Source organism: Nocardia sp. NPDC049149 (assembly GCF_043197455.1).
Lineage (GTDB): Bacteria > Actinomycetota > Actinomycetes > Mycobacteriales > Mycobacteriaceae > Nocardia.
On sequence record NZ_JBICTD010000001.1, the window covers coordinates 348,044 to 373,958 of the forward strand.

Here is a 25,915-nt window from a genome sequence, read left to right on the forward strand (position 1 = left end):
CCGAGCGCTAGCGAGGTGGAGCTGTGACCGTGGTCGTCATCGTGGCGGGGGTCCTGCTGACCGCTGCCGCCGTCATCACCAGCTATCGCGTCCTGGCGGGACCGAGCACGCTGGACCGGGTGGTCGGCATCGACTCGCTGATGGCGATCGCCGCCTCCGGTCTGGCCGTCTGGGCCTCCTACAGCGAGGACACCACCCTGCTCCCCGCCATCATCGCGCTGGCTCTGGTCGGCTTCCTCGGCTCGGCCGCGGTCACCCGCTTCCGCGTGAGCGACGACTGATGAACCCGTGGCCGTGGATCTCCGGCACCCTGATGCTCTCCGGCGCGACCCTCGCCCTGACCGCCGCCATCGCCATCGTCCGCTTCCCCGACACCCTCACCCGCATGCACGCCGCCACCAAACCCCAAGTGGTGGGCCTCATCCTGGTCCTGCAGGGCGCCGCCATCGAGCTCTTCGGCCACGGCAACGTCTGGGCCCTGGTCCTCGTCGGCGTCTTCACCCTGCTGACCGCCCCGGTCGTCGCCCACCTCATCGGCCGCACCGCCTACCGCGAACAACGCCACCGTGACGGCCTCCTCACCGTCAACGAACTGGGCGACAACGTCGACGACTGAGGTCGAGCCGACGACACAGCCGAGATGGCGCCTACGAGTAGGTCAGCACGGCACAACCCGGAATCAGCGTGCGGCGGTTTCCACTTCGTGCGACACCTGCGGCGTTTCCTGTTTGCCCGCGAACCAGGTCGCGTGGAAAGCAGCGGCCAAACCTGCAAGCAGGGCGAGGACGACAGTGCCTGCGAGGACCGGGTATTCGGCCATCGAGGCGGGAAGATAACGGTAGGACAGCAGCAGCGCGGCGAGAATGACTACGCCACTGGCGACCAGGCGGATGCGGAACCAGCCCCAGCCGCGTTCGGGGGCGCGCAGCGCCGATTCGACAGTCAGGCAGAGGACGGCGCCCGCGACGAGGTCGACGCCGTAGTGGTAGCCGAAGCCGAGGGTGGCGGTCAGGGTGGCCAACAGCCAGAAGGTGCCGCCCCAGCGAATCCAGGGGGGTGCTTGACTGCCGTCGGTGTCGCGGCGGGTGTGCAAGAAGACCGAGAGGGCCCACGCGGTGTGCATGGAGGGCATGCAGTTGCGCGGGGTCGCCGTATCGAACGGCATCGGCGCGGGGTTGCGGTCCAACGGTGGCACAACGCCGGGCCAATAGTTGCCGAGCTGCATGCCGTGCCCGTCGGCGCCGAACGCGAACATCGGGCCGACCACCGGGAAGATCACGTAGACGATCGGGCCGACCAGACCGAGCACCAGGAACGTGCGCACCAGATAGTGGGTCGGCCACCGGCCGCTCGACACCACCCGGCGCAACTGCCACACCGCGACCACGATCGCCGCGACCGGCAATTCGATGTAGACCCAATGCAATACCGCGTAGACGGCGGGCCCGAGCACATCGAGCACCCGCCCCATCACCCAGGACGGATCGCCGAGCGCGTGATCGGCGAGCAGCACGTACTCGTCGAACACCGTCGGCCTGCTCAGCACGGTCACGTGCAACCACACGTCGCCGACCTTGGTGGCGAGGATGAGCAGCGCACCGAGCGCGGCGGCGTGCAGCGCGTTGCGCCGCTGGATCCCGTCCCACCGCAGCCAGGCGATCGCCGCCAGCGCGGTCAGCACGATCACCGCACCGTTCCCGATCGCGAACGGCGCACCGGCGAGCAGCCGGATCCCGGCCCACACCACGTCGATCGACACCGCGACGCCGAGGGCGATGAGCCGATGTCGCATCGAAATGCCGACCAGCGCAAGGACCAACCCGGCCCACGGCACCGACATGGACTTGGGGGTGCCGACGTAGTCCTGCCAGAGACTGCCCAGCGGACCCTGGAAGCCTTCCCGCATCGCCACGACCTGCAACACGATCAGCAGCACCGGCACCGCGGCAACGCCGACCGCGACCCACACCTTGGGCGACGGCACACGTAACCACGAAGCCGCACGGCCTACTCTGGGTCCCGGGTCTTCGACAAGCACGTCGACCATAGTAAACGGGGGGTGAACGCCATCCCGCTTGCTGACTGAACACTCGGGGGACGGCAGCTGGCGCGTCCGCCCCGGCTCACCTACTGGTCGAGCTCCTTGACCAGGGCATCGACCACCGCGATCAGGTCGCCCTGTGCGGCGGCGGCGACTTTGCGCTGCCGCTGATACGACGCGCCGCGCTCGGGGATCTCGGCGACGAGCGCGAGCTCATCCGCGCAGCCCAGCCGCTTGGCGGTGGGCTCGAGCCGGTTCAGCAGATCGGTCACGTCGTCGGTGACGAGCCGCTCGTTGCTCTGGTCGTCCACGATGACGATCGCGTCCAACCCGTAGCGCGCCGCCCGCCACTTGTTCTCCTGCACGTGCCACGGCGGCAGTGTCGGCAATGTCTCACCTTCTTCGAGCCTGCGATCCAGGTCGACGATGAGGCAGTGGATGAACGCCGCCATCGCGGCCAGCTCGGCGCGGGTCGAGATCCCGTCGCACACCCGCACTTCGATCGTGCCCCACTTCGGCGCAGGCCGGATGTCCCAGTGCATGCCGCCGAGCTGTTCGAACACCCCCGTTTTGAGCTGGTCGTGCACGAAATGCTCGAACTGCCGCCAGTTTTCGAACTGGAACGGCAGGCCTGCGGTGGGTAGCTGCTGGAACATCAACGTCCGGTTGCTCGCGTAACCGGTGTCCGCGCCCGCCCACATCGGTGAGGACGCGGACAACGATAGGAGATGCGGGTAGGTCAGCAACAACGAGTTGAGGATCGGAAAAACCTTGTCGCGGTGCGAGACTCCGACGTGCACGTGCACGCCCCAGATCATCATCTGCCTGCCCCACCACTGGGTGCGCTCGATCAGCTCGTCGTAGTGCTCCGAGCGGGTCAGCTGCTGCGCCGACCACTGCGCGAACGGATGGGTGCCCGCACAGAACAGGTCGACCCCGAGCGGATCGGCGGCGCGCCGCACGGCGTCCATGGTGCCGCGCAGGTCGTCGACCGCCTCGGCGACGGTGTCGTGCACCCCGGTGACCAGCTCGACGGTATTGCGCAGCAGTTCCTTGGTGATCTGCGGCGTGCCGTCGTGCGCGCGCAGATCGCCGACCGAATCGAACACGGCCGCAGCGGTATTCGACAGATCACGGCTCACCTTGTCGACGAGCGCGATCTCCCACTCGATGCCTATCGTGGGCCGGGGCGAACCATGGAAAGGAACGTCTTCTCTGCCTGCCCCGGCCATGTCGGCTCCTGCGCTACTGGATCACACCGCAGGCGACGCGGCCACCCGCGTCACCTGTCGCTAGCGTTGAATCATCCGGGCCGGCAACGCCGTCGGCACGGGTGTAACGGTTGGGGATGTTGCCGAAGTTGTCGGCATCGGCGTGGATGATCAACGCCTTGTTCTTCAGGTCGTCGAGAGTCAGCGCATCGGTGGTGGTGACGAGCTTGGCCAAGCCATCAGCGCGGACCTCGAGCGACGTGAGGTCGCCGCTGGCCGGATGCGTGTTGGCGCTGCCGACCTGCAGATGGCCACCGGCGGAAAGGAAGTCGCCGGACGGGCCACCGGTCGGCGCCACCGAGTTGGGCTCGCACTTGCCGATCGAGTGCACGTGCATGCCGTGGAAGCCGGGCCGCAAGCCGTGCGCCTCAACGGTGACCTGCAGATGGTTGCCGTCCTTGGCGAAGCTCGCGGTGCCGACCGAGACACCAGCGGCGTCCTTCAGGTCGACCTTCACGCCGGCGTCGGTCGCGGCGGTGCCGGTTTCCTTGCCGAATTCCTTCGCGGGCGGGGCGGCCGCGCCACTCCACACCGGCGGGGTCGTTCCCTTGACGTCGCTGGACTCCTGGCTGTTGGTGCAGCCTGCGAGGCCGAGGACCGCGACCGCAAGCACCGGGGTCACAGTCCGCCAGGACGGGCGACGAGATGTGGACGGGGCCATCGGGGAACTCCTTTACGAGTACCGAGTTTACGAGTAAAGCTGGGTGGACACGATCGTTACCGGACAAGATGATGCCACGCCCGCTGTGTCGCATCGGTGACAGGGCCGTGCACGGCCGGTCGCGTCAGTCAGTTACCCGTCACGATGACCGTCACACCTGGCGAGGTCTCACCCAATCCGGTCGACTTCGATTCCGCGGTGATGCCGAGCTGGGCGGCGATGGCCTGCGCGGCCTCCTTGTCGCCCGGCGAATTGCCGTAGTACACGGTCGTTTTCGGGATGTTGGCGCCCGGATAGTTCCCGGTCTCGATCACATTCCAGCCTGCGTCGGTGAGCTGGCCCGCCGTCTTGCCCGCCAGGCCCGCGATCATGCTGTTGTTCAGCACCCGCACGGGGACCGCCTTGACAGCCGCGGTGGGGGTTGGCGCGCTACTGGTGGCCGGTGGCGTTGTCGTCGCCGACGACGGCGTGGTGGTAGCGGCGGATGACGATGCGGCCTCCGACGGCTTCGGGGCCGTGCTGACAACGGGAACCTGCGGCGCAGCGCTCGCGGTCGTGGTCTCCGAGGGACCCGATCCGGTGCTGTCTGCATCGGACGTCGACAGCGACATCGCGCCGAGTCCGCCGAACACGATGGCCAGTGCGATCAACACCATCGCCAACGCTCGCAATGGCGGCCCACCGGAGGTGGGATTCGGGTAGCTCACCTAGTCGAGCCTAGCGCCGTCATACCTGGAAACCGAGCCGTCGCGCGGCCCTGGCTTTTTGCCTGCTCGCCCGCAGCCTGCGCAGCCGCTTGACGAGCATCGGGTCGGCGGCGAGCGCCTCCTGGCGGTCGACGACCGCGTTGAGCACCTGGTAATACCTGGTCGGCGACATGCCGAACAGCTCCCGGATCGCTTCTTCCTTCGCCCCCGCGTACTTCCACCACTGGCGTTCGAAGGCCAGGATGTCGTGTTCGCGACGGCTGAGCCCGTCGCTGTCGCCGGTCGATTCCGCTGCCGTGACATCGTCGCTCGCGGAAGGGTCGCCCTGGATCGCGGAAAAGTTCCGTGCCGCTGCGCCGTCCATCTTGCTCCCTCGCCGAGTTACCACCAGACGAAAAATGGTGCTTGTACGTCGCGGATCATTCAACCACGAGACCGCAGGATCACTCGGTCTACGGCGCGGCGTGTTCACGACCCGCCGGTCAGTGTCAGATTCGAGGGCTTCGCTACGCCTACGTGGTGACGCTGCGCTGCCTCCTCCTGCGCTGACGCTCAGCCCTCAGCGCGTCGCGCCGGTTGCCGCCCCCGCAGCGGCGGCGACCAGGGGACACGGCAATAATTGAGCGCATGGCTATTCTCCCGATCGTGATCGTCGGCGACCCGGTGCTGCACAACCCGACCGAGCTGGTCACCCAATCACCGGAAGAACTGGCAGAGCTGATCGCGGACATGTACGACACGCTCGACGCCGCCCACGGAGTCGGCCTGGCCGCCAACCAGGTGGGCGTTCCACTACGGCTGTTCGTCTACGACTGCCCGGATGTGGCGGCCGACGGCACCGCGACCCGGCGCCGCGGCGCGGTGATCAACCCGGTGCTGGAGACCTCGGCGATCCCGGAGACCATGCCGGATCCGGACGACGACGAAGAAGGCTGCCTATCGGTGCCCGGTGAGCAGTACCCGACCGGCCGCGCCGAATGGGCGAAGGTCACCGGCACCGACGAGCACGGCAAGCCGGTCGAGATCGAGGGCAAGGATTTCTTCGCCCGCATGCTGCAGCACGAGGTCGGGCACCTCGACGGCTTCCTCTACGTCGACGTGCTGATCGGGCGCAATGCCCGCGCGGCGAAGAAGGCGATCAAGCGCAACGGTTGGGGCACACCGGGACTCAGCTGGATTCCGGGCACCGTCGCAGACCCGTTCGGCCATGACGACTGACCCTGAAAGCACCCACCCCGGAATTCCGCTCGGCCATCGCGTAGTACTGCGCTACCGGCTGCCCGCCGGTTATCCCCAGCCACTCACCGATGTGATCGGCGAGCTCGTCTCGCTGGATCCACCGACCGTGCGCGGCGCCGACGGCCAGATCGTCTCGGTGACGCCGGATCGAGTGGTCGCACTGAAAGCGGTGGGGCCGAGGCCGATTCGCACGAAGGAGATCAGGGCGCTGGAGGCGGCCGCCGCCGACGCGTGGCCTGGCATCGAGCACACCTGGATCGACGGGTGGCTCGTCCGGGCAGGCAACGGGTACACCAGGCGTGCCAATTCCGCTGTGCCGCTCGGGAGTTCCGCGGATCCGGCGGCGTTGACCGCGGACGCCGCGCACCGCATCGGCGAGTGGTACACCGCGCACGGCCTGCCGCTGCTGCTCGCGCTGCCCGACCGGCTCGCCCCCATCCCGCCGGGCTGGAACAGCTTCCGCGAGACCGTCATGATGGCCATCGATATCGAGAATTTCGTGCTCCCGCAGGGGCCTTCTATGGTGCGCTGCGCGGCGGCACCTGACGACGCCTGGCTGGCGATGCACCGCTTCGAGGGCGCGGAGCCGACGGCACAACAGCTTTCGACCGCGGAGCCGGATGTCGCGGTGCTCACCGCCGTGCGCGACGGTGAGCTCGGGTTCGCCTCGCTGGGCGTGCCTCGCCCGATCGCGATCGGGCGCGGCGCGGTCACCACCGCGCCGGACGGACGACGCTGGGTCGGCCTCACCTGCGTCGCGGTAGCCGCCGCGCACCGCAGGAAGGGTCTCGGTTCGCTGGTGTGCGCCGAGCTGATCCGGTGGGGCCACAGCCGTGGCGCGACGCACGCGTATCTTCAGGTCGAGGCGGGCAACGGCGCCGCGATCGCGCTGTATCGCGACATGGGTTTCGTCGAGCACCACATGTACCGCTATGCGGCCCCAGCCGCGCTCGCCGGTTCTGCCGACCTGGGGTAGAACGGAATTGGACCATAGGCCGCGCCTGCCGGGGACGGCCCCCAGCAGAGGAATCGACAACCCACCGCAACAAACACCGAGATGGCCGCACACCGCGACCGCATGTCGAGTTAGGCCCTACAAAGGAAGGCACCTGTGCGCCTCGCCACCTGGAACGTCAATTCGATTCGCTCCCGGGTGGACCGGGTCGCCGAATTCCTGGACCGCCAGGACATCGACGTGCTCGCCATCCAGGAGACGAAGTGCCGGGACGACCAGTTCCCGTTCGAGCGGTTCGATGAGCTCGGGTACGAGGTCGCCCATCTCGGCATCAACCAGTGGAACGGGGTGGCCATCGCGTCCCGCGTCGGGCTCACCGATGTCGAGCCCGCTTTCCCCGATCAGCCCGGTTTCGACAAGGAGGCAGGCGAGTCGCTGATCAGCGCGCCGGTCGTCGAATCACGCGCGCTCGGCGCGACCTGCGGCGGTGTCCGGGTCTGGAGCCTGTACGTGCCCAACGGCCGCGCGCTCGACGACCCGCATTACGCCTACAAGCTGGAATGGCTTGCGGCCCTGCGTAACAACGGCGCTCGCTGGCTGGCCGACGACCCGCAGGCGAAGATCGCGCTGGTCGGCGACTGGAACATCGCCCCCACCGACGACGACGTTTGGTCGCCGGAATTCTTCGAGCACAAAACCCACACCTCGCAGCCGGAACGCGACGCCTTCCAAGCCTTCCTCGACACCGGCTTCGCCGATGTCATGCGCCCCTTCGCCCCTGGCCCCGGTGTCTACACCTACTGGGACTACACCCAGCTCCGCTTCCCCCGCAAAGAGGGCATGCGCATCGATTTCATCCTCGCCTCCCCCGCCCTCGCCGCCACCGCAACCGATGCGCAGGTCGACCGCGAGGAGCGAAAAGGCAAGGGCGCCAGCGACCACGCCCCCGTGATCGCCGAATTCACCGACTGAACGTCGGCCAACCGAAACTCAGCGCACCCAATTCTTGATCGGCTCGGTATCGATGGAGCCGCCGATGGGCTCAGGAAGTTCGAGGCGAGCTCCGATCGGCTGGGTGAGAGTGCGCTGGTACTTTCCGTCCCGCGGTTCGCTGTAGAGCGTGAATTCGCACGAATCCCGATCAATCAGGAGATAGGCCGGAATGCGGGTCTGAGCGTAGGCACGAGGCTTCTCCACCCGATCTCGACGGTCGGTGTCTTGATCGTGCGAGGTCACCTCGATGACAAGAAGTACGGGGTCGGGATCTGCCCACTCGGGTTGTCCGGCGAAAACACCGCTTGGCGCCAGGACGCCGTCGGGTCGCGCGCGGCCGGAACGGTACCCCTCGACCTTCAGACCCTGCTCCTGAAAAAGCCATAGCTCTGGACGCAGCAGCAAAAACGCTCGGATCAACCACTCGACAATGCAGCCATGATCCCCGTCCGGCACCGCCTTGGCCCCCAGTTTTCCGTCGATGAACTCCAGCCGCACACCCTCCGAGACTTGACCAGCCAGCCGTGCGAGTTCCTCGAACTCCTCGGTGGTCATCAGGGACTCAGTACTCATGCGAGGCTCCTGGATGGCGGTCATAGCAAAACGGTACCGGTCGCGACCGACAACTAACCAGTCTCTGCCAAACCCTGGCAGAGACCACTGAGTTCATCGATCAGTCTCTCGATCATCGCACGGTTCAGCTGGCTGAGGCGTTGGGACGAGCGGCGCGCCCATAGCGTTGCTTGGCTTCCGCCGGAGTGACCGTCACCGGGTGCTGTGGGGTGCCCGCGTCCAGATGTTCGCGATAGAGGCGAGCGGTCATGGGGCCCAAGAAGTTTCCGAGCACGGCCTGTTTGGCGGTTTCGTTGCCGAGCGCCTTGATCGCCACCTTCATCGGGATCCGGTAACCCAAGTCGACGATGCCGGGGTGGTCGAAGCCACCGATGGTGCGCATCCATTGGGGCAGGGTGGCGATGGCAGCGGGGGCCACTAGGCGGCTGCCGGACCAGAGCTTGAAACCACGGTCGCGCGGGGTGTGCAGCAGGTAGTGCATGGCCTGGTGCGCACGTTCGGAGCTGCACAGTTTGGGGCGCATCTCGGCGAAGTAATCGCGGACTTCGGCGCGCGAGCTCGGCACGTCCGAGGGCTTGCAGGTCTGTAGTTCGGCGGCGATCACACATTCGGCCCAGTACCGCCGTTCCTCCTCGGCGGAGAGCGGGCCGGGGCCGAATACCTCGTAGCACTTGAGAACCGAGTGCCAGCCGGTGACGTGGATCCACAGCTGAGAGGCGGGATTGTTTGCGCTGTAACGCTTTCCGGTGATCGGCTCGACGCCGGTGGCCTGCGCGTGCACCGTCATCAGATGCTCGGCGGCCTCGATCGCCATGCGACTGTCGGCGACCGCGGCGATGAGGAAGTAGGCAAAGGTGTGGTCGAGCCTGCCGCGCGGGTCGGTGTAGATGCCTTGTACGTCGGCGACCGCAGCGGTGAGGGCCGGGTCGAAGTGCTCGAGCACCACCGAGCGCTGGAAGCCGATCACGGCGGTCGCGTTGGTCCACACCTTCCAGGTCGGTGAGTCCGGGCCGAAGAATCCGTAATCGACCTCGCGGATGGTCCGCGCGGGTGCGTCGAAGTGCGGGCGCGTGGATTGCACTGTCATCGTCTTGCTCCTTTGCACGACGGATGGCGTAGCTACACCGAGATATTCATACATCAGTGTAGCGTTTACCGTTACCGCAGGTCAGACCTCAGGGGTTCATCTCGTAGGCGCCCGCGAGCGCCCGCGCCCGACCGAGCACACGCTCGAAGCGCGCGCGATCGGCGACCGGCCTGCGCAGCAGGTCGAGAGCGCGGGTCTGCTGCGCCTTGGTCGCGGCGGGCTTGGTGTGCAGCGTCAACGCGTGCTTGGCGAACTCGCGAACGAAGATGTCGAAGATCTGGTCGAGCAGATCATCGTCGGTGCCCTCGATCTCGGCCTGTTCGAGGATCAACTGGGCGTACGGCAGCGCGGTGAACAGCTCGCCGAGCGCGAAGAGGAAGTCGACGTCGCGCTGCTGCGCCGCGGTCGGCGACGCGGCGACGAGCAGGGTCTGGAAGGCCAGCGCCTGTTCCAGGAACACCGCGACATTCGGTACGCGGGTGAACTTTTCGAAGACCGGCCGCCAGTCGCTGAACCGGATGCGGCCGAGCCCGCTGCTCGGCCCCTGCCGGAACAGGAACTCGTCGTCGGCTGCGTCCCGCCGGGTCGGCACCGGAGCGTAAGCGGCACTGGCGAGTTCGGCGCGCAGCTTCGGCACCGCGCCCCCTGCGCGCGGCGCAAGCTTGCGACTCGACCAGCTCAGCGCGCCGGAGACGGCGCGGACGGCGCCCTGCGGCGCAACACCGGCGCCGGGCACGAGACGCAGCGCCGCCAGACCGGCGTCGGCGGGATGGAACATGTAGTTGGCCATGAACTTCAGCGACAGCGCCATGTTCACGTGCACCGTGCCCTCCAGCCGCGGCAGGCCGAACAGGCCGAGCATCGCCATCGGGAAGTACATGTCCTTCTCGAAACCGCGGGCCGCGATCACGTCAGCGAGATCCTCGATGATCCGCTGCCCCTGCCTGGTCACGGTCATCTTCTCGATCGCGTTGAACAGCAGGTAGCGGCGGTCTTCCGGCGACGCCGAGCGCATGTAGTCGATGGCGCGCTCGCTGTAGAGCTTCATCGCCTGCAGCCGCGCGTACGAGTCGGTCATCAGCGACTGCACCTGCGGGAACTCGGTGACCCTGTGCCCGAACAGGATTCGGTTCTCCGCGTGCGTAATCGCCTCGTAGAAGGCGTGTTCGCAGGCGCCGACCGCGCCGAAGCCGAGGTTGAACTTGCCGACGTTGACGGTGTTCATCGCCGCGTGGAACGCCGCCTCACCGCGGTGCAGGATGTCTTCCTCGGCGACGGGGTAATCCTCCAGATCGAAGGCTGCGACATACATCTGGCTGTCGACGACGTTGCCGCGCAGCTGGTAGTTCTCGTGCTTGCTGTCCGCGACGAAGAACAGGTATCCCTCGTAATCCTGGTCTGTCGGTTTGCTTTCCAGCGCCTTCGAGCTGTCGATGATCGGCTTGTCCGACCGCCGCCCGAACACCGAGACCAGCGCGGCCTGATTGCCGTTGCCGATATAGTGCTTGCCGCCGGTGGCGCGGTAGCCGCCGCCCGGCTGCGGCGTCACGATCATGTCGGTGGAGTAGACGTCGGCGCCGTGCTCCTTCTCGGACAGGCCGAAGGCGAAGATCTCACCGGAATCCAGCAGGCCCGCCGCCCGCTGCTTGGCCGCCGCGTTGTCGCTCTGCCAGATCGGGCCGAGGCCGAGGATGCTGACCTGCCAGACGTACCAGTACTGCATGGAGTAGAAGCCGAGGATCTTGCTCATCATCGCGATGCGCGCGGTGTCCCAGCGCTTGTTCGGGTCGCCGTTGGCCTCGGCCGCCGGGGTGAGGAAGGTGGCGAAGATCCCCTCCCGCTTCACGAAGTCGAGGAACTCGGCGTACCAGATCCGGTCCCGATCCTCCTGTTTGAGCACCGCCTTGCCGCGACCTTCGAACCAGTCGACGGTGGCCCGCAGCAGGCGCCGAGTCTCCGCGTCGAACTCGGTGAACGCGCAGGTCTTCGGGTTGAACAGGGTGTCGGTCATCGGGACTCCTCAGCCATGGCACAACGCGGCAGCCGACCGCCGTCCAGCCGACTTCATGCACGACTGTAGCATTTTTGTTCTCAGATGTAGGAAATTGATCTTCGGGCACCGGACCAGCACGAATTCGGCAACCACCGCTGCTATGTTGGTGCGATGGGTAGCGATTCGGCCGTGCAGCCTAAGCAGCGAGCGCCGCACCTCGGTCCGGAACGCCGCCGTCCCCAGGTCCTCGACACCGCACTGACCATCGCGATCGAACACGGCATCGCCGCGGTCACCATGGCCTCCATTGCCGAGCGGATGCAGGTGACCAGGCCGGTGGTCTACGCCTGCTTCGCCGACCGCGTCGAACTGATCGAAGCGCTCATCCAGCGCGAGGAGAGCTACCTGGTCGACGGCCTGCTCGAGGTGTTGCCGCCCCGGCATGTCGACGCGGATGAAACCGTGTTCGTCGAGGGTTTCCGCGCACTACTGGAAAAGGCTGCCGCCCGCCCCGACGCGTGGCGCCTGCTCTACGGCAATCCCGATCCGGCCGTTGCCGATTCGTTCGGCCGCGGCCGCACGCTCGCCGTCGAGCGCTGCACCACCCTGCTGCGCCCGACCCTGCGCGCCTGGGGCACCGCCGACGCCGAACGCAAACTGCCGATCCTGGTCGAGCAGTGGGTGTCCGCAGGAGAAGGCGCGGTCCGCAGCCTGCTCGCATCCGAAGATGACTGGACTCCGCAGGATCTCGGTGCCTTCGTCGGCGCCGCCGTCTACCGCGCCCTGCGCCAGGCCTGAGCGGTCCCGCGTCCGGCGGGTTTCGCATCCAGGCCGGGCTCGCCAGCCTCGAGAAGTCGGAGTGGATAGCGGATAGCGTTGGTGGCTAAAGCTATCCATCGACTCGGGAAGATTCCCCATGGCGAAGAACACCCTGGAACATCCCGACGGGAATCCCTTTATCGGAGCCGCGACCTCCACCGGCGGCGCGGTAGTCGGTCGGTTGATCGGCGGCGCGTTCGGACCGGCCGGACTCGTGGCAGGCGCCGCGATCGGCGGAGCTATCGGCGGCGCCGTCGGTGGGTTTCTGAACAACGAGAGTGTCGGCGACATCCTCCTCGATGCGGGAGTCGGTGCGGTCGGCGGCAGCCTTGCGTCATTCGGCGTAGCCAAAATGGGCATTGCCGCGGCGGACGAGGCGCTGTGGCGGGGCATTGGGCACGCAATGGTCGGCGGCGGCACCGGACTCGGACAACTCGTCAGAGGATTCACACCGAAGGATCGACGGACGATCGACATCGGCAACGACAGCTGCCCCGCCATGCCACCGTTGCTGAAGCCAGCCGGGCTCGGTCTCGAGCTCAACGAGCTCTACGACCAATTGCCGCCCTTCCTGTGCCAGATCTGGAAGCTGTTCGGCAGAGCCGACAGTTGCGAACCGCCCCCGGTGGCATCGTCACCGACGAAACTGCACGTACCCGAGCACCACAGCGGCATCAAGAACTATGAGACCCGCGCGAACCACATGGTGAACACGGCAGATGACTTCGCAAAAGACAGCGTCAAGCTGTCGAATCTCGTCGACAAGGGCGAACACAACGCCGAGTTGGGCCGCAACGGCATCAGGGACCTGATCGCCGGTATCAACAAGTACTCGACCACATTCGCCACCGTCGGCAGTATCCCCGACGACGCGCGGTTCTTGAACATCTTGGATACCGCGTTCTCGAACGCCGAAACCATCATGAAGGACAGGGCGCGCAGCAGCGAGCAAAACGCCGAGCGCGTCCAAGCCATGTGCCGACCCCCCATCGATCGGCTGCCGGACGGCCCGTTGGTTCCCAACCCGCAACCAGACGTGACTGAGCCGGGCAGCGGAAAACGGCCCGACGACAGCCAGCTCGTCTGAGCCGCCGCGACCACACACCGCAGGTAGTGTCCGCTGCTCGACAAATCTCCAGCTAAGCTCCAGCTTTCTCGGCGATATGTCGAGCAAAAACGCGGAAACCCGGCAGAATTCGCGGTGCCGACCCGGATTTCCTCGCAACGGGTCAGCTGCCATCACTACGATGGCGATCAGCTAAGCAGGCCACAAGCCAGGCAGGAGGTGCGGTCATGGCGTTCTACCGACAGGTAGGAGCGGTACCGCCGAAACGGCACACACAACATCGCAACGAACAGGGCGACCTCTACTACGAGGAACTGATGGGCGAGGAGGGGTTCTCCGGAGATTCCTCGCTGCTCTATCACCGCGGGTTGCCGCCCGCGATCGTCGACTCGACGGTCTGGGAGTTGCCCGATCAGACCACGACACCGAATCATCCACTGCGCCACCGTCATCTGCGGCTGCACGAGCTGTTTCCCGGCGACGTGCCCGCGAGCACCGACGTGGTTACCGGGCGCAGGCTGATCCTCGGCAACGCCGATGTCCGCATCTCCTATGTGGTGGCCAAGGGCGCATCGCCGTTGTACCGCAACGCGATCGGCGACGAACTGGTCTACATCGAGTCCGGCACCGCGGTCGTCGAGACGGTCTTCGGCGCGATCGAGGCGCGCCAGGGCGATCAGGTGCTCATCCCGCGCGCCACCACGCATCGCTGGCTGCCGACGGGCCAGGAACCGTTACGCGCCTACGCGATCGAGGCGTCAAGCCATATCACGCCGCCGAAGCGCTACCTGTCCAAGTTCGGGCAACTGCTCGAACACGCGCCCTACTGCGAGCGCGACCTGCACGGACCGGGCGAACCGCTGACCGCGACCGGAACCGACGTCGAGGTGCTGGTCAAGCACCGGCCGGGCGGGCAGATCGTCGGCACCAGGCTGGTGTATGCGACCCATCCGTTCGATGTGGTCGGCTGGGACGGCTGTCTGTACCCGATCACCTTCAATATCAACGACTTCGAGCCGATCACCGGCCGCGTGCACCAGCCACCGCCTGCCCATCAGGCCTTCGAGGCGATCAACTTCGTGGTGTGCAATTTCGTGCCGCGCAAGGTCGACTACCACCCGCTGTCGATCCCGGTGCCGTACTACCACTCCAACGTCGACTCCGACGAGATCATGTTCTACTGCGGCGGAAACTACGAGGCGCGCAAGGGGTCCGGCATCGCGCAGGGCTCGGTGTCGGTGCATCCCGGCGGCTACGCGCACGGCCCGCAACCCGGCGCCTATGAGCGAAGCATCGGGCTGGAGTACTTCGACGAGCTCGCGGTCATGGTCGACACCTTCCGGCCGCTCGAGCTCGGCGAAGGGGCGCTCGCCTGCGAAGATCCGGCGTACGCGTGGACCTGGTCAGGACGGGGGCCCGAGTGAAGACACGCATCGAGGTACCGAACGATTCGCTGTTCGGTCCGGACAATCTGCCCTACGGTGTGTTCGCGCCCGCGGGGCAGGCCTACCGCGTCGGCACCCGGCTCGGCGATTCCGTCATCGATCTCGCAGTGGCACTTGGTGATCCGGAGTTCGGCGCGCCGAGCCTGGCGGGCCTGATGGCGCAGGGCCCGCAGCGCTGGCGCGAGGTGCGCGAGCGCGTCCGCGCGCTGGTCGACACCGAGATCGACAGCAGCGCGGTGCATGCGCTGTCGGAGGTGCACCTCGGTCTGCCGGTGCCGATCGGCGACTACGTCGATTTCTACGCCAGCATCGATCACGCGACGAACCTCGGCAGGCTGTTCCGGCCGGACGGCGAAGCGCTGCTGCCGAACTGGCGGCACCTGCCGGTCGGCTACCACGGCCGCGCAGGCACCGTCGTCGTCTCGGGCACCGACGTCATCCGTCCATGCGGCCAGCGCAGAACCGATTCGGGCACACCGGATTTCGGACCGTCCCGCAGGCTCGACATCGAGGCCGAGCTCGGCTTCCTGATCGGCGTCGGCTCCGAACTCGGCACCCCGGTCGAGACCGGCGAGTTCGCCGAACGGGTCTTCGGCGTCGCCCTGGTCAACGACTGGTCCGCCCGCGACATCCAGGCCTGGGAGTACCAGCCGCTCGGCCCCTTCCTCGGCAAGTCGTTCGCGACGTCGCTGTCGCCGTGGGTAACCCCGTTGGCCGCACTGGAATCCGCGCGCGTGCCGACTCCGGAGCAATCGCCGGAACCGCTGCCCTACCTGCTCGACAAGCAACCGTGGGGACTCGACATCGATCTGACGGTCTCCTGGAACGGATCCGAGGTCGCGCACCCGCCCTTCTCCCGGATGTACTGGTCACCGGCGCAGATGCTGGCCCATCTCACCGCGAACGGCGCTGTCACCCGCACCGGCGATCTGTACGCCTCGGGCACCATCTCGGGACCGGAACCGGATCAACGCGGATCGTTCATCGAATTGTCCTGGGGCGGTAGCGAACCCGTCTTGGTGAACGGCCAGAAGCGTACCTTCCTGGAGGACGGCGACGAGGTGAACATCACGGCGTCCGCGCCGGGCCCCGACGTCCAGCGCATCGGCCTCGGTGAGGTCAGGGGCCGCATCCGGCCCGCGCGCCCGCGCGGCTAGTCGGACCGCACCACACTGCGACGCGAGTCGGACCGATCCTTATCGGTTCGACTCGCGTCGTTTCCGCATCTATTCCCCCGCAACAACTTTGCGCCCCGCGTACACCACGGCGATGAAGTGGGTCAGGTCTTCGATCAGCGTCTCGATGACATCCGGCGGGCCGCCGTCGTCGTGGTGGTGCAGCCAGTCCGCGACGAGCTCGAACATGCCGCCGATCGTGGCCAACGCCGAGGCCAGCCTGGCCCGCTGGACCCCGGCATCGGGCGCAGGCTCGCCGGACCATTCGCGGTCGAGGAAGGCCGCCGCCCAGCGCCGGTTGCTGCGGCGCATCTTCTCCACGGTCGGCGAGATGCCGCCCGCCTCACCGAAAGTCACCTTCGCCAAGCGCGGATCGTCGGCGATCGCGTGCACGAACGCGGCGATCACCGGCACGGAGCGCTCGGGCCAGTCCAAGGTGGCTGCCGCGGCAGCGCCGTCGATCACTCGTTGCTGGATCTGCGCGGTGAGCTGTGCGAGCAGCGCGAGGTAGCACGCTTCCTTGCTGTCGAAATGATCGTAGAACCCTTTGGTTCCGACGTAGGCACGCTGGCAGATCTGCTCGATCGATGTTCCCGAATAGCTGTGCTCGGCAAACAGTTCGGTGGCCGCGTCGAGCAGCTGGCTACGTCGCTGTGCGCTGCGCTGTTCGGCGTCGAGTCCACGGATCCGGCGGCGAGCCGGCGTCGGGGCAGGCCGCGCGGCGGATTTGCTGCGGGTCATCCAATGACCATAGCTCGATGATTAGTAAAAAGAGTTCTTGTTGATAACAGGTTCTCATGCTGTAATCGCTGTCACGTTGATGAGGAAGGACGCACACGTGTCAGTGATCAAAGGGGATCCGACCGGCCGCCCGCGCCGCGGAAGACGTGCCATCGCAGTGCTGGTGACCATGGCCTTCGCCGTCGCCACCGTGCTGCTCGCCGGCGGGATCACGCCTGCACCGGCCGCGGCGCTGCCGCTCCCGACCGAGGACCCGTTCTACCAACCACCCGAAGCGTTCGACGCACAGGAGCCGGGCACCATTCTCCGGTCCCGCGAGGTACGGCTGGCCGTGGCGACGCTGCTGCCGCTGAATGTGCGCACCTGGCAGTTGCTTTACCGCACCACCGATCTCAACGAACAACCAACGGTCGCCGTCACCACGGTGATCCTGCCCGCAGGCGCGGACCCGAATCGCTCGCGCCCCTTGGTTTCGCTGCAGTTCTACTACGACAGCGCGAGCAACAACTGCTCACCATCCTTTGTGCTGCAACAGGGTTCAGGCCTGCCAGGAATCGAAGGCATCCACTCCCAGAGCGAGCTGATCGCCATCGCGGCACTGATCAGCCAGGGCTGGGCGATCTCGGTCCCGGACTACGAGGGCCTCAACGGCCACCTGACCGTGCCGCGGGAGCCCGGCTACATGACCCTCGACGGCATCCGTGCCGCGCAACGCTTCCAACCGCTCGGCCTCGACGGCGCGAACACACCCGTCGCGATGTGGGGTTACTCCGGCGGCGGCATGGGTTCGGGCTGGGCAGCCGAAATGCAGCCGACCTACGCGCCGGAGCTGAACGTCAAGGGCATCGCCCTCGGCGCGCCGACCTCGGATGTGGTGTCGTTGCTGCACGTCAACGGCTCGATGTTCTCCTCGTTGATCGGCATCGGCATCTCGTCGCTGCGCAACGCCTACCCGAAGTTCAAGGAGGCGAGCGACCGCTACCTGACCGCCGAGGGCAAGGCGCTGATGGACCGGACCAACCAGCAGTGCCTGCCGCGCAACGCACTCAGCCAGATGTTCATCGACTACGGCCGCATGCTGACCATCCCGATCCCGGACTTCCTGCAGGTGCCCGAGATCAAGGAGGCCTTCGAGTCGACGGTGCTCGGCCGCAACATCCCCACCGCGCCGATCTTCCTGTACCAGGGCGTCTTCGACGAGGCTGTGCCGGTGTGGACCAACGACCGGCTGTCCCAACAGTGGTGTGCCGGTGGCGCTTCCGTGATCTACAAGCGCGACCATCTCAGTGAGCACCTGACCCTGCCCTCACTCGGCATGGCCGACACGCTCAACTGGCTGAAGTCCCGCCTCGCACCGCAGGCACCCGACCAATTCGGTTGCCGCACCGAGAATGTCGTGTCCATGCTGGCTGACTTCAACGCACTGCTGACCCAAATCGAGATCAACCTGAACGCCACCTTCGGCGCACTGGGCTTCCCGATCGGACCCCGCGAGCGGTAAGCCCGCGGACGGCCGCCCCTCGACCGACGTCGGCCCGGTCGAAGGGCGGTCTTGTCTGTTCCGCTGCGATTAGTTCAGGCGGCCCGCATCGTCTGCATAGGTACATCACCCACTCCGGCCGGGAGGACCGCCATGCAGAAAATCGTCACCAACCTCTGGTACGACACGGAGGCCAAGGAAGCCGCCGAGTTCTACTGTTCGCTGTTCGCCGACTCCAAGATCACCGATATCCAGCACTACACCGAGGCCAGCGGCCGCCCTGCCGACCTGGCGGTCACTGTCGACTTCGAGCTGAACGGCCAGAAGTTCACCGCCATCAACGGCGGCGGTGAATACAACTACACCCATGCCATGTCGCTGCTGGTCAACTGCGACGACCAGGAGGAGGTCGACCGCCTCTGGTCGGCACTGCTCGCCGACGGTGGCAAGGAGATCGAATGTGGTTGGCTGAACGACAAGTACGGCGTCCCGTGGCAGATCTGGCCGAGCGAGGCCTACGAACTGGTCAGCGGCGACGACCGGGAAGCCGTCAACCGCGCCATGAAGGCGATGTTCGGCATGAAGAAAATCGTGCTGCAGGCGATGCGCGACGCCTACGACGGCAAGATCGACCCCGCCTGAGCCGAACCGTCGATTCCGCCGACGCCGGGCCCCTCGGGCTCGGCGTCGAGTTGGAAATTCCTCCGGTCATCGGGCAACTCTCAGGGGCAACAGGTACTGTCGGGCGGGAAAATTTCACACCGCCAACGGGGGCTCGCACCAGCGGGCTGAGAGGACGGCTAGGGCCGTCGACCGTATGAACCTGACCGGGTAATGCCGGCGTAGGGAGGAAACATCATGGCAAAAGCCGCTGCGTCCGAGACCGTCGATTCGGTGACCACCGGACCGATCGAAGGCAGTGTCAAGCACTACACCGAAGTGGACGGCCTGCGGATTCCGGTCCGCCGGATCAACATGACCAACGGTGAGCATTTCGACGTCTACGACACCTCGGGTCCGTACACCGATGACACCGCGGTCATCGATCTGGAGGGTGGGCTGCCAAAACTGCGCGACACCTGGGCAAAGCCCGAGGTGGACGGCCCACCAACCCAGCTGGCCTGGGCACGGCAGGGCATCATCACACCGGAGATGCGCTTCATTGCCGCTCGCGAAGGCGTCTCGCCCGAGCTGGTCCGCGACGAGGTCGCGGCGGGGCGCGCGGTGATTCCGGCCAACCACAAGCATCCGGAGCTGGAGCCGACCATCATCGGCAAGAAGTTCCTGGTGAAGATCAATGCGAACATCGGCAACTCGGCCGTCTCGTCCTCCATCGCCGAGGAGGTGGAGAAGATGGTGTGGGCCACCCGCTGGGGCGCCGACACCATCATGGACCTGTCGACCGGCAAGAACATCCACGAGACCCGCGAGTGGATCCTGCGCAACTCCCCCGTTCCGGTCGGCACCGTGCCGATCTACCAGGCGCTGGAGAAGGTGAACGGCGATCCGACCCAGCTCACCTGGGAGATCTACCGCGAGACCATCCTCGAGCAGTGCGAGCAGGGTGTCGACTACATGACCGTGCATGCGGGCGTGCTGCTCCGCTACATCCCGCTGACCGCGAAGCGGGTCACCGGCATCGTGTCGCGCGGCGGATCCATCATGGCCGCTTGGTGTTTGGCGCATCACCAGGAATCGTTCCTGTACACCCGCTTCGCGGAGCTGTGTGAGATCCTCGCCCGCTACGACGTGACCTTCTCCCTCGGTGACGGGCTGCGTCCCGGTTCCATCGCCGACGCCAACGACGAGGCGCAGTTCGCCGAGCTGCGCACGCTCGGCGAGCTGACGAAGATCGCGAAATCCCATGGCGTGCAGGTGATGATCGAGGGACCGGGCCACGTGCCGATGCACAAGATCGTGGAGAACGTGCGGCTGGAGGAGGAGCTGTGCGAGGAGGCGCCGTTCTACACCCTCGGCCCGCTCGCCACCGATATCGCACCCGCCTACGACCACATCACCTCGGCCATCGGCGCGGCGATCATCGCGCAGGCAGGCACGGCGATGCTCTGCTACGTCACGCCGAAGGAGCATCTCGGCCTGCCCAATCGGGATGACGTGAAGGTCGGCGTGATCACCTACAAGATCGCCGCGCACGCCGCCGATCTGGCCAAGGGGCATCCGCACGCGCAGGACCGGGACAACGAATTGTCCAAGGCGCGTTTCGAATTCCGCTGGCGCGATCAGTTCGCGCTGTCGCTGGATCCGGATACCGCCCGCGAGTACCACGACGAGACGCTGCCCGCGGAGCCCGCCAAGACGGCACACTTCTGCTCCATGTGCGGGCCGAAGTTCTGCTCGATGCGGATCTCGGCGGATGTGCGCGAGTACGCCGCGCGCAACCAGTTGACCGACGTGGAAGCGATCGAGGCGGGGATGGCGGAGAAGTCGGCCGAGTTCGTCGACCACGGTAAAGCTGTTTATCTGCCGGTGGTTTCGTAGTTTTCCGCAAGCGGTTCCCGCGTACTCATGGTGCGCGGGAACCGCTCAGCCGCGGCGCATGATGTCGAGCAGCGACTCGAGGTGATCCGCGGGGACGACCTCCATGAGTTCGCCGACACCCTGGATGGTGGCGGCGATGTCCACCGTGATTCGGTTGCGCCACCAGTAGATTGCGCGGCTGATCGGTCGCACGTCGGCTTCACCCGCGACCAATAGTTGGGCAAGCAGGCTTGTTCCGGCGAAGACGGTGGGCCCGGTGATCGGGTGAATGAGCAGATGAGTGTGGCCTGGGATGACCAGCAGGGCACCCCATGGCCCGACCACCGGATAATCGTCCAGCCAGCGCACGTGTGCGGTGACGAAATCCGAAGCGCCATAGAGCATCTGGATGTCCACATCGTCCATGCCGTCGATCTCGGCGGCCATCAGATCGAGACCGCCGTCGGCGCGAGTGTTCCCCTCCGCGATCTCGAACAGCTCGGATTCCTTCGCGCCCCACGCCTGCGCCTGGGCATAGGTCACCGGCGTCATGATGTCGCCGAAGTCGACCAGCACCCGCTGCAACAATCCCGGGGCCACCAACCGGCGCACATCATTGATCAGCCCGCTGGTCCGCGCCGAGCAGAGCCGCGTCCGTAGCAAGGGGCGCACGAACGCCAGGCGCGACATCTCGAAATGATCGGCAACCAGATCCGCGATCTGCATGTCCAGCCGGTCCCCGACGATCGTCGCCCACAGCTGCCGCGGCGCCCGCGCCACCCGCCGTTCCAACCGGGTACACGGCACCACCACGCGAAACGACCCGCGCCCGGAGAACACGAACTCGTCCCCCGACTCCACACACCCATACCCATGCCGCAGCGCCACCTCGTTGACCAGCAACTTCAACAACCCCGCCGACGACTCACGCATGACCCCTCGCTCTCGCCGCATCCAGCACCTCCAGTGTATCGAACATATGTTCGATGACAATCGGCTCGGGTGCCACCGGGTTCGCGACGAAACAAGCTCATCTGCCACCGCGGCACGGCATCGGTAACTAATGTCCACCGATGAGTGGCGAGCTCGAAGGAGGTCTACGCGGTCATGCGGAAACTGATCTACGGCATCGGCGTGTCCATGGACGGTTACATCAACGACCGCGACGGCAACATCGACTGGACCGACCCGGATGACGAACTGCACCAGTTCCACAACGACCGCTACCGCCAGATCGAGGTCTCGCTGCACGGCCGCCGCCTGTACGAGTTGATGGCCGAGTTCTGGCCGCACCTGCCTGAGGATGCGCCGCCGATCCAACGCGAGTTCGGCGGGCTCTGGACCGCGAAGCCGAAGGTCGTCTTCTCCAGAACGCTCACCGAGGTCAACTGGAACAGCACGCTGGTCAGCGAGAACGCGGTCGAGGAGGTCCGCAGGCTCAAGGCGGCCGGTGACGGCGTCATGGAGGTCGGCGGCGCGAGCCTCGCGGCCTCGCTGATACCGCATGGGCTCATCGACGAGTATCAGATGTTCCTCGTGCCCGTTGCGCTCGGCGGGGGCACGCCGTTCTTCCCGTTGCTGGACAAGCGCATTCGGCTCCGGTTGGTCGAGACGAGGCAGTTCGACACCGCGCTGATGCTGCGCTACCTCGTCGAGTGACCCCCGAACCCCGATCGGACTCGTGGGTGATGTTGTTCCGCAAGGTATCTCGCAGAACTGAACGATGACCGGGTGCCCCAGGCGGGAGTCGAACCCGCTCCAGGCCGCTTTAGAGGCGGCTGCTCGGCCGTCGAGCTTCTGGGGCCGTTGGGGGTGACCGGCACGCTGCCGGCCACCCCATGATGACCGATCAGGCGGCGTCCGGATCGTCGATCCGGTCGCGCAGTTCGGCGTTCGCGATCCCGGCCCTGGCGGCGCGGTACTCCGCAGCCGTCAGGGATCGCCCGAGCTCGTCGAGCGTCCGCAGCACGAACCGTTGCGTGACGACGCGGCGGTTCAGCACGTCGAGCGCGGCGGTCTGCCGCCACACCTTGCGCTGCAGCCAGCGCGTGGCCGTGGGCAGGTCCCCGACGAGCTGGGCGCGCAGCGCGTCCCGCTCGGCGGCGAGCTCGACGAGCTGGGCGCGCAAATCGCTCAGCTAAGTATCGATGGAATCAGTCATGTTTTCACCTCCCCTCGTTCAGTGCAGGCGAGAGGGAGGTGGGCGACCAGCCGTCGGGCGGCTGGTTCGAACGCGGCGGCCGTCAGCGCATGGTCGAGATCGGGTTCGTTGACTCTGACCAGCCGGTGACCGGCCGCTGTGACATCGGCGCACAGCCAACCGAGAGACAGTTCGTCAGGTGCGGCAAGCACCACCAACACATTTGAGGTGGCGTGCCAGTCGATGACCAAGTCGGGATGCGCGACAGCAAAGTCGAACGCGGCATGTGCCGCCTGTGCAATCTGCGTCCCCGGGGCCAGATCGGCTCGGGTGACCAGGTAGAGGCGGCGAGGAGGAACCTAACGGTGTGGCACGAGACCAATGATAGCTCAGCGGGTCTACGGCACGCACGTATTTTTCGGCTCCAGCGAAGCGGTGGTCGGCAGATCTCCCCAGCGCCGCTTTGACACCCGAAATATAAGTGGCAGTTGGGAACTGGGTAGATATATGACGATCGTATGAATCCTCCGAACCGAATCCCTTCCGAATGGCAGCATCTGGGGTAGCCCCCACTGCCGATCGGGGGCGTGGATCTCGAAGGAGCCTCGATGAAGATGTCCTACGTCGTAGCCGCCGGTCTCTTGCTAGCCGGTGTCATCGGTGCGGTGCCCAATGCTGTTCCAGCCCACGCGGATAGCTTGTCGCAAGCGGAGATCGATCGCGTGCTGGAGTTACACAACACCGTGCGAGCCAAGCACCACGCACCCGCGCTGACCTGGAACGCCGAGGCGGCGAGCTTTGCCAAGAAATGGGCCGACCGTTGCGAGTTCGGACATTCACCGGACCGCAAGTACGGAGAGAACATCGCCATGGGCTACCGATCCTGGGACGAGGTGATGAAGGGCTGGGTCGACGACGAAGAACCCAAGTACGACTACGACGCAGGCGAATTCTCGCCCGAGACCGGCCATTTCACGCAGGTCGTCTGGAAGGCAACCACCCAGGTCGGCGTGGCCGTCGCGCAGTGCCCCGACGGCCCGTTCTACGTGGCCGAATACTCACCCCCGGGCAACGTCCGAGGCCAGTTCAAGCAGAACGTCCTCCCCAAGTAGCGACCCACTCGCAACAACCAAGCCGACCGAACCCGCTCACCTCGATTCCTCCGACTGCCGGTGCGGCCAGGCCGAAAAGCCTGGCCGCCCGCCCTGCCGCTAAGATCGACGGCGGCGAAGGGCGGGATATGCAGCGGCACATCGAGTTCGAACGACTACACAATTTTCGCGACCTCGGCGGCTACACCGCGGCCGACGGGCGAACGATCGCGTGGGGCCGGTTGTATCGATCCGACTCGCTGGGCAAGCTGCGCGGCTCCGATTGGGATCGCTTCCTGGAGCTGGGCATCCGAACAGTCATCGACCTGCGCTATCCGTCGGAGATCACGGCCAGAGGTGCGGTGCCGGAGCCGCAGCGGTTCACCTACGCCAACTTCAGCATCGAACACCGCCCCTACGACCAGGCAGCGATCGACCCCGCCGTCGACCCGTGGCGCTACCTCGCCGACAGATTCGCCGAGGTCGCCACCGACGGCGTCGAAGAGATCCGCCGGGTGTTCGAAACTGTCGCCGACAGCGACGGCCCAACGGTGTTCCATTGCGCCGCAGGCAAAGACCGCACCGGCTTCATCGCCGCCATGCTGCTGTCCGCACTCGACATCTCCGAAGACCAGATCCTGGCCGACTTCGCCCTCACCGAACTAGCCACAGCACACCTCATCACCGAATGGAAGGCCGCAAACCCGAACCGCGAACTCACCTGGCCCGGCTACGGCCGCGCCCCCGCCACCATCATGCGCCTCGTCCTCGACGACCTCACAGCAGCCCACGAATCAGTCTCGCAGTACCTCACCCGGCAAGTAGGGATCGACCAGAAGGTCATCGATCGACTACGCGACCAGCTGCTGGTCACCGAATAGCCCTGCGCCAGTAGATGTTCCGTGTCCGGCGTTTCGGCGAAACAAGGTTGCCTCCAGATGTGTTCGTTTCTGCAACCGGCCCACTGACCGACCGGTTTCAGTAGGACTGGAGTTCGATCAGGGTGCCTGCGGGGTCGCGGAGGTGGGCGGTGCGGAGGTTTGGGCCCCAGTCGGGGCGGTCGGTGGGGGCGGTGACGGGGGTGGCGCCGTGGTGGAGGCAGAGGGTGTTGGCAGCATCGACGTCGGGGACTCGGCAGACGAACATGGTTGAGTCTTGGGTAGGCGGGGAGTCCACTGGGAGGGCAGTGGTGCCCGCGATGGCGGCCATGGCGGCACGGTCGAAGAGGATGAGAATGGCCTGGTCGTCGACGTCCCAGTTGGCGTAGGGGCCCGCCGCGGTGCCCTTGATCAGCTTGGCGCCGAGCAGTTCCGGGAGGACGGCGGCGTAGAAGGTGAAGCATGCGGCGAAGTTGGTGACGAGCAGTCTCGGATGTAGGGCGTCCACGGTGTCTCCAGATAGTAGGTACAGACCTACTATAGGTGGTGCCCTAGAATATGGCGATGGATGCTGGACCGGCACTGCCGCCGAGCTTGCTCGGGCTCGATATCTATCTGCTGTCACGAGTCGGCAAGGTGGCGCGCGGACGGTTCGCCGAGCGCTTGGCAGCTCGCGGACTTCGGCTCTGGCACATGGCGATACTCGCGGCGCTGGTCGACTTCGGGCCGCATGCGCAGCGAGAGCTGGCCGAGCGGCTGACTATTCATCCGAGTGACGTCACGAAGATTGTCGATGAGCTGACCGCCGCCGGGCAGGTGGAACGGACGCGCGACGAGAAAGACCGGCGGCGTATGACCGTTCGAATCACGCGCGCGGGTCGTGCGGCATTGCGCGCTCTCGACAAGGAAGCCAACCAGGTCGGCGCCGAGCTCCTCGCCCCACTCGACCACACGGAACGCGCTCAACTAACGGACATCCTGCGCCGCGTCTTCGACCACGCCCACCAGGACCCACCCCCAAAATAGCGAGCGCGCCGACGAGTGGCACATGGCTGTGGCGAATCGCGAGAAGAGCTCTCCAT

The 25,915-nt window shown here is 66.2% G+C and carries 28 protein-coding genes and 1 riboswitch; of the genes, 16 read left to right on the plus strand and 12 right to left on the minus strand.

Translation table 11 applies throughout. The annotated features are described in order from the left end of the window. Positions 1-23: 23 nt before the first annotated feature. The gene (locus tag ACGFNJ_RS01745) at positions 24-281 is read left to right on the plus strand and encodes a monovalent cation/H+ antiporter complex subunit F (protein ID WP_393442275.1); all 258 of its coding nucleotides are present in this window, start codon (positions 24-26) and stop codon (positions 279-281) included. Then, positions 281-616, plus strand: coding sequence for a monovalent cation/H(+) antiporter subunit G (gene mnhG / locus ACGFNJ_RS01750; protein ID WP_393442277.1), 336 nt, complete (start codon positions 281-283; stop codon positions 614-616). The genes ACGFNJ_RS01745 and mnhG overlap by 1 nt, the downstream gene beginning before the upstream one ends. Positions 617-679: 63 nt before the next feature. On the opposite strand, the gene ACGFNJ_RS01755 is transcribed toward mnhG, so the two are convergent. From ACGFNJ_RS01755 to ACGFNJ_RS01775, 5 genes are all read right to left on the minus strand, one after another. Further along, a complete protein-coding gene (locus tag ACGFNJ_RS01755) occupies positions 680-1,969 on the minus strand; it encodes a DUF5933 domain-containing protein (protein WP_393443705.1) in 1,290 nt (429 codons plus the stop codon). Positions 1,970-2,127: 158 nt separating this feature from the next. Next, complete coding sequence (locus ACGFNJ_RS01760; protein WP_393442279.1) at positions 2,128-3,273, minus strand: glutamate--cysteine ligase; 1,146 nt, start codon at positions 3,271-3,273, stop codon at positions 2,128-2,130. A 13-nt stretch (positions 3,274-3,286) separates the two neighbouring features. Beyond that, entirely contained in the window at positions 3,287-3,973 is a 687-nt protein-coding gene (sodC, locus tag ACGFNJ_RS01765; RefSeq protein ID WP_393442281.1) for a superoxide dismutase[Cu-Zn], read from the minus strand. Between the two features lie 128 nt (positions 3,974-4,101). After that, positions 4,102-4,680: a LytR C-terminal domain-containing protein gene (locus ACGFNJ_RS01770; protein ID WP_393442283.1), complete on the minus strand. Its 579-nt coding sequence runs from the start codon at positions 4,678-4,680 to the stop codon at positions 4,102-4,104. A 19-nt stretch (positions 4,681-4,699) separates the two neighbouring features. Next, positions 4,700-5,044: a DUF3263 domain-containing protein gene (locus ACGFNJ_RS01775; protein WP_393442285.1), complete on the minus strand. Its 345-nt coding sequence runs from the start codon at positions 5,042-5,044 to the stop codon at positions 4,700-4,702. 263 nt (positions 5,045-5,307) lie between these two features. On the opposite strand from ACGFNJ_RS01775, the gene ACGFNJ_RS01780 reads away from it, so the two are divergent. The 3 genes from ACGFNJ_RS01780 (at position 5,308) to ACGFNJ_RS01790 (ending at position 7,846) form a co-directional block, all read left to right on the plus strand. Beyond that, positions 5,308-5,898, plus strand: a complete 591-nt coding sequence (locus ACGFNJ_RS01780) for a peptide deformylase (protein ID WP_393442287.1) — start codon at positions 5,308-5,310, stop codon at positions 5,896-5,898. Continuing rightward, positions 5,888-6,895 carry a GNAT family N-acetyltransferase gene (locus tag ACGFNJ_RS01785; protein WP_393442289.1) on the plus strand — a complete coding sequence of 336 codons (1,008 nt, stop codon included), beginning with the start codon at positions 5,888-5,890 and terminating at the stop codon, positions 6,893-6,895. The genes ACGFNJ_RS01780 and ACGFNJ_RS01785 overlap by 11 nt, the downstream gene beginning before the upstream one ends. Before the next feature lie 135 nt (positions 6,896-7,030). Then, positions 7,031-7,846 (plus strand): exodeoxyribonuclease III, encoded by an 816-nt coding sequence (locus ACGFNJ_RS01790; RefSeq protein ID WP_393442291.1) that lies wholly within the window; start codon positions 7,031-7,033, stop codon positions 7,844-7,846. Positions 7,847-7,864: 18 nt separating this feature from the next. Here the strand turns inward: ACGFNJ_RS01790 and ACGFNJ_RS01795 are convergent, their stop codons facing one another. From ACGFNJ_RS01795 to ACGFNJ_RS01805, 3 genes are all read right to left on the minus strand, one after another. Continuing rightward, positions 7,865-8,440 (minus strand): Uma2 family endonuclease, encoded by a 576-nt coding sequence (locus tag ACGFNJ_RS01795; RefSeq protein WP_393442293.1) that lies wholly within the window; start codon positions 8,438-8,440, stop codon positions 7,865-7,867. A 124-nt stretch (positions 8,441-8,564) separates the two neighbouring features. Then, on the minus strand, positions 8,565-9,527 hold the full coding sequence (locus ACGFNJ_RS01800) for an oxygenase MpaB family protein (protein WP_393442295.1): 963 nt from the start codon (positions 9,525-9,527) through the stop codon (positions 8,565-8,567). An 88-nt stretch (positions 9,528-9,615) separates the two neighbouring features. Further along, complete coding sequence (locus ACGFNJ_RS01805) at positions 9,616-11,538, minus strand: acyl-CoA dehydrogenase family protein (RefSeq protein WP_393442297.1); 1,923 nt, start codon at positions 11,536-11,538, stop codon at positions 9,616-9,618. Between the two features lie 153 nt (positions 11,539-11,691). Between ACGFNJ_RS01805 and ACGFNJ_RS01810 the strand changes: the two genes are divergently transcribed. From ACGFNJ_RS01810 to fahA, 4 genes are all read left to right on the plus strand, one after another. Next, positions 11,692-12,318, plus strand: coding sequence for a TetR/AcrR family transcriptional regulator (locus ACGFNJ_RS01810; protein ID WP_393442299.1), 627 nt, complete (start codon positions 11,692-11,694; stop codon positions 12,316-12,318). A 118-nt stretch (positions 12,319-12,436) separates the two neighbouring features. Beyond that, the gene (locus tag ACGFNJ_RS01815) at positions 12,437-13,426 is read left to right on the plus strand and encodes a hypothetical protein (protein WP_393442301.1); all 990 of its coding nucleotides are present in this window, start codon (positions 12,437-12,439) and stop codon (positions 13,424-13,426) included. A gap of 206 nt (positions 13,427-13,632) precedes the next feature. After that, positions 13,633-14,829: a homogentisate 1,2-dioxygenase gene (locus ACGFNJ_RS01820; protein ID WP_393442303.1), complete on the plus strand. Its 1,197-nt coding sequence runs from the start codon at positions 13,633-13,635 to the stop codon at positions 14,827-14,829. Next, entirely contained in the window at positions 14,826-16,007 is a 1,182-nt protein-coding gene (fahA, locus tag ACGFNJ_RS01825) for a fumarylacetoacetase (protein ID WP_393442305.1), read from the plus strand. The genes ACGFNJ_RS01820 and fahA overlap by 4 nt, the downstream gene beginning before the upstream one ends. 69 nt (positions 16,008-16,076) lie before the next feature. Here fahA and ACGFNJ_RS01830 read toward each other — a convergent pair whose 3' ends face one another. Beyond that, entirely contained in the window at positions 16,077-16,766 is a 690-nt protein-coding gene (locus ACGFNJ_RS01830; protein WP_393442307.1) for a TetR/AcrR family transcriptional regulator, read from the minus strand. 97 nt (positions 16,767-16,863) lie between these two features. On the opposite strand from ACGFNJ_RS01830, the gene ACGFNJ_RS01835 reads away from it, so the two are divergent. From ACGFNJ_RS01835 to thiC, 3 genes are all read left to right on the plus strand, one after another. Next, complete coding sequence (locus ACGFNJ_RS01835) at positions 16,864-18,267, plus strand: lipase family protein (RefSeq protein WP_393442309.1); 1,404 nt, start codon at positions 16,864-16,866, stop codon at positions 18,265-18,267. Between the two features lie 132 nt (positions 18,268-18,399). After that, positions 18,400-18,888, plus strand: coding sequence for a VOC family protein (locus ACGFNJ_RS01840; RefSeq protein WP_393442311.1), 489 nt, complete (start codon positions 18,400-18,402; stop codon positions 18,886-18,888). Between the two features lie 115 nt (positions 18,889-19,003). Beyond that, a riboswitch (TPP riboswitch) is annotated at positions 19,004-19,112 on the plus strand. Then, complete coding sequence (gene thiC / locus ACGFNJ_RS01845) at positions 19,105-20,745, plus strand: phosphomethylpyrimidine synthase ThiC (protein ID WP_393442313.1); 1,641 nt, start codon at positions 19,105-19,107, stop codon at positions 20,743-20,745. Its footprint overlaps the riboswitch before it by 8 nt. A 45-nt stretch (positions 20,746-20,790) precedes the next feature. Here thiC and ACGFNJ_RS01850 read toward each other — a convergent pair whose 3' ends face one another. Continuing rightward, a complete protein-coding gene (locus ACGFNJ_RS01850; protein ID WP_393442315.1) occupies positions 20,791-21,657 on the minus strand; it encodes a hypothetical protein in 867 nt (288 codons plus the stop codon). Between the two features lie 174 nt (positions 21,658-21,831). On the opposite strand from ACGFNJ_RS01850, the gene ACGFNJ_RS01855 reads away from it, so the two are divergent. Next, positions 21,832-22,383, plus strand: coding sequence for a dihydrofolate reductase family protein (locus ACGFNJ_RS01855; protein ID WP_393442317.1), 552 nt, complete (start codon positions 21,832-21,834; stop codon positions 22,381-22,383). 190 nt (positions 22,384-22,573) lie between these two features. Here ACGFNJ_RS01855 and ACGFNJ_RS01860 read toward each other — a convergent pair whose 3' ends face one another. Further along, the gene (locus ACGFNJ_RS01860) at positions 22,574-22,852 is read right to left on the minus strand and encodes a hypothetical protein (RefSeq protein WP_393442319.1); all 279 of its coding nucleotides are present in this window, start codon (positions 22,850-22,852) and stop codon (positions 22,574-22,576) included. Positions 22,853-23,472: 620 nt separating this feature from the next. Between ACGFNJ_RS01860 and ACGFNJ_RS01865 the strand changes: the two genes are divergently transcribed. Both ACGFNJ_RS01865 and ACGFNJ_RS01870 read left to right on the plus strand, forming a co-directional pair. Next, on the plus strand, positions 23,473-23,976 hold the full coding sequence (locus ACGFNJ_RS01865) for a CAP family protein (protein ID WP_393442321.1): 504 nt from the start codon (positions 23,473-23,475) through the stop codon (positions 23,974-23,976). A 128-nt stretch (positions 23,977-24,104) separates the two neighbouring features. Then, the gene (locus ACGFNJ_RS01870) at positions 24,105-24,836 is read left to right on the plus strand and encodes a tyrosine-protein phosphatase (RefSeq protein WP_393442323.1); all 732 of its coding nucleotides are present in this window, start codon (positions 24,105-24,107) and stop codon (positions 24,834-24,836) included. Positions 24,837-24,933: 97 nt separating this feature from the next. Here the strand turns inward: ACGFNJ_RS01870 and ACGFNJ_RS01875 are convergent, their stop codons facing one another. Next, positions 24,934-25,341, minus strand: a complete 408-nt coding sequence (locus tag ACGFNJ_RS01875; protein WP_393442325.1) for a VOC family protein — start codon at positions 25,339-25,341, stop codon at positions 24,934-24,936. A 56-nt stretch (positions 25,342-25,397) separates the two neighbouring features. Between ACGFNJ_RS01875 and ACGFNJ_RS01880 the strand changes: the two genes are divergently transcribed. Further along, positions 25,398-25,859: a MarR family winged helix-turn-helix transcriptional regulator gene (locus ACGFNJ_RS01880; protein ID WP_393442327.1), complete on the plus strand. Its 462-nt coding sequence runs from the start codon at positions 25,398-25,400 to the stop codon at positions 25,857-25,859. Positions 25,860-25,915: the final 56 nt, after the last annotated feature.

What these genes read in the sequence shown, in the direction of transcription:
- ACGFNJ_RS01810 (WP_393442299.1), top strand. Translation starts at nt 11,692, where the DNA reads ATGGGTAGCGATTCGGCCGTGCAGCCTAAGCAGCGAGCGCCGCACCTC.
- mnhG (WP_393442277.1), top strand. Translation starts at nt 281, where the DNA reads ATGAACCCGTGGCCGTGGATCTCCGGCACCCTGATGCTCTCCGGCGCG.
- ACGFNJ_RS01805 (WP_393442297.1), bottom strand. Translation starts at nt 11,538, where the DNA reads ATGACCGACACCCTGTTCAACCCGAAGACCTGCGCGTTCACCGAGTTC.
- ACGFNJ_RS01850 (WP_393442315.1), bottom strand. Translation starts at nt 21,657, where the DNA reads ATGCGTGAGTCGTCGGCGGGGTTGTTGAAGTTGCTGGTCAACGAGGTG.
- ACGFNJ_RS01800 (WP_393442295.1), bottom strand. Translation starts at nt 9,527, where the DNA reads ATGACAGTGCAATCCACGCGCCCGCACTTCGACGCACCCGCGCGGACC.
- ACGFNJ_RS01820 (WP_393442303.1), top strand. Translation starts at nt 13,633, where the DNA reads ATGGCGTTCTACCGACAGGTAGGAGCGGTACCGCCGAAACGGCACACA.
- thiC (WP_393442313.1), top strand. Translation starts at nt 19,105, where the DNA reads ATGGCAAAAGCCGCTGCGTCCGAGACCGTCGATTCGGTGACCACCGGA.
- ACGFNJ_RS01865 (WP_393442321.1), top strand. Translation starts at nt 23,473, where the DNA reads ATGAAGATGTCCTACGTCGTAGCCGCCGGTCTCTTGCTAGCCGGTGTC.
- sodC (WP_393442281.1), bottom strand. Translation starts at nt 3,973, where the DNA reads ATGGCCCCGTCCACATCTCGTCGCCCGTCCTGGCGGACTGTGACCCCG.
- ACGFNJ_RS01785 (WP_393442289.1), top strand. Translation starts at nt 5,888, where the DNA reads ATGACGACTGACCCTGAAAGCACCCACCCCGGAATTCCGCTCGGCCAT.
- ACGFNJ_RS01780 (WP_393442287.1), top strand. Translation starts at nt 5,308, where the DNA reads ATGGCTATTCTCCCGATCGTGATCGTCGGCGACCCGGTGCTGCACAAC.
- ACGFNJ_RS01840 (WP_393442311.1), top strand. Translation starts at nt 18,400, where the DNA reads ATGCAGAAAATCGTCACCAACCTCTGGTACGACACGGAGGCCAAGGAA.
- ACGFNJ_RS01795 (WP_393442293.1), bottom strand. Translation starts at nt 8,440, where the DNA reads ATGAGTACTGAGTCCCTGATGACCACCGAGGAGTTCGAGGAACTCGCA.
- ACGFNJ_RS01855 (WP_393442317.1), top strand. Translation starts at nt 21,832, where the DNA reads ATGCGGAAACTGATCTACGGCATCGGCGTGTCCATGGACGGTTACATC.
- ACGFNJ_RS01775 (WP_393442285.1), bottom strand. Translation starts at nt 5,044, where the DNA reads ATGGACGGCGCAGCGGCACGGAACTTTTCCGCGATCCAGGGCGACCCT.
- ACGFNJ_RS01815 (WP_393442301.1), top strand. Translation starts at nt 12,437, where the DNA reads ATGGCGAAGAACACCCTGGAACATCCCGACGGGAATCCCTTTATCGGA.
- ACGFNJ_RS01760 (WP_393442279.1), bottom strand. Translation starts at nt 3,273, where the DNA reads ATGGCCGGGGCAGGCAGAGAAGACGTTCCTTTCCATGGTTCGCCCCGG.
- ACGFNJ_RS01830 (WP_393442307.1), bottom strand. Translation starts at nt 16,766, where the DNA reads ATGACCCGCAGCAAATCCGCCGCGCGGCCTGCCCCGACGCCGGCTCGC.
- ACGFNJ_RS01880 (WP_393442327.1), top strand. Translation starts at nt 25,398, where the DNA reads ATGGATGCTGGACCGGCACTGCCGCCGAGCTTGCTCGGGCTCGATATC.
- ACGFNJ_RS01870 (WP_393442323.1), top strand. Translation starts at nt 24,105, where the DNA reads ATGCAGCGGCACATCGAGTTCGAACGACTACACAATTTTCGCGACCTC.